Annotated in this window: 1 protein-coding gene and 2 pseudogenes; all 3 read right to left on the bottom strand. The window is 64.8% G+C overall.

Features of this window, described 5'->3' with window-relative positions; all coding sequences use genetic code 11:
- Positions 1 to 25: 25 nt before the first annotated feature.
- On the bottom strand, positions 26 to 1,288 hold the full coding sequence (locus G3436_RS25490) for an ABC transporter substrate-binding protein (RefSeq protein WP_163950946.1): 1,263 nt from the start codon (positions 1,286 to 1,288) through the stop codon (positions 26 to 28).
- Positions 1,289 to 1,416: 128 nt separating this feature from the next.
- A pseudogene (locus tag G3436_RS25485) lies at positions 1,417 to 2,828 on the bottom strand (ATP-binding protein).
- Positions 2,829 to 2,847: 19 nt separating this feature from the next.
- Positions 2,848 to 3,563: pseudogene (locus G3436_RS25480) on the bottom strand (response regulator).
- Positions 3,564 to 3,657 lie beyond the last annotated feature (94 nt).

The raw sequence follows: 3,657 nt of genomic DNA, 5'->3' as shown, positions 1-3,657 counted from the left end.
CCCCCACAGGTCAGGGTTCAGCGAATCATTTGGCCGACTTGATCGCCGAATTCAGTTGCTTGACCGCCGTGGCCGGGTCGGCCTTGGGGTCGTTGAGGAAGTTGCTCACCACATCGAAGATGGCGCCCTGTACCGCCAGGCTGGTGGCCATGTTGTGCGCCATGCTCGGCTGCAGACCATCGCCCTTCTCGGCGTCCTTGAAGTCCACCGCCGACTTCTGCGTGCACGCGTCGAACTGGCGCATGTCCATGTCCTGGCGCACCGGCAACGAGCCCTTGTTCTGGTTGAACACGGTCTGGAACTGCGGCTCCAGCGCCACCTTGGCCAGGTCGTTCTGGGCCTTGATGTCGTTCTCGTTCTTGAGCTTGAACATCGCCAGCGAATCGATGTTGTAGGCAAAGCTGCCCTGGGTACCCGGGAACGGTACGCACTGGTAGTCCTTGCCGGCCACCTTGCCCGCCGCAGTCCACTCGCTCTTGGCCCAGTCGCCCATGATCTGCATGCCGGCCTTGCCGTTGATCACCTCGGCCGCCGCGATGTTCCAGTCACGCCCGGCGCGGTTGGGGTCCATGTAGGTGCCCAGCCGCTGCAGGGTCTTGAAGGCTTCGATCATCTGCGCGCCGGTGAGGGTCTTTTCATCCAGCTCGACGAACGCCGCGTGGTAGCCCTTGGGCCCGAGGATGCTCAGCACTACGTCTTCGAACACGGTGCTGTCCTGCCACGGCTGGCCGCCATGGGCCAGCGGCACGAAGCCGGCAGCCTTGAGCGTGTCGGCGGCAGCGAACAGTTCATCGAGGGTGGTCGGTACCTTGGCCCCGGCCTTGTCGAACACCTGCGGGTTGATCCACAGCCAGTTGACCCGGTGGATATTCACCGGCACTGCTACGTAGTGGCCGTCGTACTTCATGATGTCGGCGACTTTTTTCGGCAGCAAGGTATCCCAGTTGTTGGCCTTGGCGACATCGTCCAGCTCGGTCAGCAGGCCCAGCGCGCCCCAGTCCTGAATGTCGGGGCCCTTGACCTGCGCAGCGGCTGGCGGGTTGCCCGCCACCGCACGGCTCTTGAGCACGGTCATCGCCGCCGCACCGCCGCCCCCGGCCACGGCGTTGTCTTTCCAGATGAAGCCGTCTTTTTCGATCTGCTGCTTGAGGGTGTCCACCGCCGCCTTTTCACCCCCCGAGGTCCACCAGTGGGTCACTTCGACCGTACCGGCATCGGCGGCCAGGGCACTGAGCGGCAACCAGGTGGCAAGGGAGACAAGGGCGGCGAGGCGATTGATCGCATTCATCGAGAGGAACCTTTTCTTGTTGTTATGCAGGTGCAAGTCATGCTGCTTGCGCTTGCATCGAAGTCTAAACAGAGCGAGTCAGGGCGGAGGTAACGAAGGGATGCACGAATGTCACCGGCTGGTGACATTCACACCCGCGGCAGGCTCAAGGTCACCCGCAAGCCGCCCTCGCGCAGGTTGCGCAGGCTCACCTCACCGCCGTGGCTGTGGGCAATGTTGCGCGCGATACCCAGCCCCAGGCCGTAGCCCTGCTGCTGCCCGGCCAGGCGAAAATGCGGTTCGAACAGTTGCTCCTGCCGTTGCTCTGGCACCCCCGGACCTTCGTCGTCCACTTGCAGCACAAAGCTTGCAGCACCGTCCAGAATGCGCAGGTGCGCGCGTTCGCCATACTTGAGCGCGTTGTCGATGAGGTTGCCGATGCAGCGCTTGAGTGCCAGCGGCTTGCCCGGGTAGGTCGCCTGCGCCCGGCCCTGCACGGTGATACGCCCGCTCGCCAGGTAGGGTTCGACCAGGCAATCGAGCACCTGGTTGAGGTCGATGAGCTCGATGTTCTCGTGGATGTCGGTGTCTTTCACGCACTGCAGGGCGCCCTTGACCAACAGTTCCAGCTCATCCAGGTCACGGCCGAACTTGTGCTGCACCTGCTCGTCTTCGAGCAGTTCGACACGCAGGCGCAGCCGCGTGATGGGCGTGCGCAAATCGTGCGAGATGGCACTGAACAGCTGGCTGCGCTCGGTCAGGTAGCGGCTGATACGTTCGCGCATGGCATTGAACGCGCGCCCTACCTCGACCACCTCGCTGCCGCCGCCTTCCACCACCGGTGCACGTCGGCACCCAGCGACATCTCGCGTGCCGCCCGTGCCAGGCGCTTGAGCGGCCGGCTCTGCCAATGCACCAGCAGGCCGATGAACAGCAGCAGGAAGAAACTGGTCAGGGCGATGAACCACACCTGCTGGCGCGGCAGGCCTTCGGCCTCCAGGCTGGTGTAGGGCTCGGGCAGCAACGAGGCGATATACAGCCACTCGTCCTCGCCCAGGCGGATCTGGGTCACCAGCACCGGTGGGTTGACCGGTTCCAGGGTCAGCGAATAGTGCGCCCAGGAGCGCGGCAGTTCGTCGAGCTTGAGACCACTGTTGAAAATGCGTAGCCGATCGGGGCTGACGAATTCCACCGAGATCTGCATCTGCTCGCCCAGGCGCTGGTGCAGCACCTGCTCGAAGGCATCGATCACCGCCTGCTTGCGCGGGGTGACGGGCAGCACCTGCATGTCCAGCGGGCGGTCGTTGAGCGACACCACGAAGCGCGTACCGCCCATGCTGCGCAGCTGGTCCAGCACCAGTGGCCGGTAGGCCAGCGGCAACGAGCGAAAGTAGCTGACGCTGGCGGTCATCGAATGGGCCAGGCTACGGGCGCTGGCGAGCAGCCCTTCAAGCTGGCTGGCACGCAGTTGCGACAGCCAGATCACGCTCGACAGGCCCTGCGCCAGCAGTACCACCAGCAAGGTCAGCAACAGCATGCGCCCCAGCAGCGAGCGCGGCAGCGGCAGGCGCCAGCGCCGCTCAGTGTGCCGGCGCAACACAGGCTGCCAGCAGGTAGCCGCTGCCGCGCACGGTACGGATCAGGCGCGGCGGCTTGTCGGTGTCACGCAGGCGCTGGCGCAGGCGGCTGACCGCCATGTCGACGATGCGGTCCAGCGGCATCGGTTCGCGGCCACGGGTGGCATTGCCGATGGTGTCGCGGTCGAGGATCTGCTGCGGATGATCGAGAAACAGCTTGAGCAGCGCGAAGTCGCGCCGGACAGGATCACCTCTTCGCCGTCGCGGTGGAACAGGCGATGGCTGACCGTGTCCAGGCGCCATTCATCAAACAACAGCACGTCGCCGCCACTGCGCTCCTGCACGAAGCCGGCACGGCGCAGCAGCGCCTTGATCCGCGCCTGTAATTCGCGCGGGCTGAAGGGCTTGCCCAGGTAGTCATCGGCGCCCAGCTCAAGGCCGATGACGCGATCGGTCTCGTCCGAGCTGGCGGTCAGCATGATGATCGGCACCTGCGCCTGGCGCGGGTGCTGACGCACCCAGCGGCACAGGCTGAAGCCGTCTTCGTCGGGCAGCATCACGTCGAGGATCACCAGGTCTGCGCCGTGCGCGTCCAGCGCCTGGCGAAAGCCCTGGCCATCGGCCACGGCCTGCACCTGAAAGCCGCACTTGCTGAGGTACGCCTGCAGCAGTTCGCGGATGTCCTGGTCGTCATCGACCAGCAGAATCGACTTGCTCACGGTTCAGGTCCTTGTGTTTACTGCTTCGAGAGTAGCGCTGTGCCCTTCGCTGGCAAGCCAGCTCCCACAGGGTTTTGTGAACACCGCAGAACCC

The organism is Pseudomonas brassicae, from assembly GCF_010671725.1.
GTDB lineage: Bacteria > Pseudomonadota > Gammaproteobacteria > Pseudomonadales > Pseudomonadaceae > Aquipseudomonas > Aquipseudomonas brassicae.
Note: the sequence above shows the minus strand (reverse complement) of the source record. Positions and strands in the feature narration are given on the sequence as shown.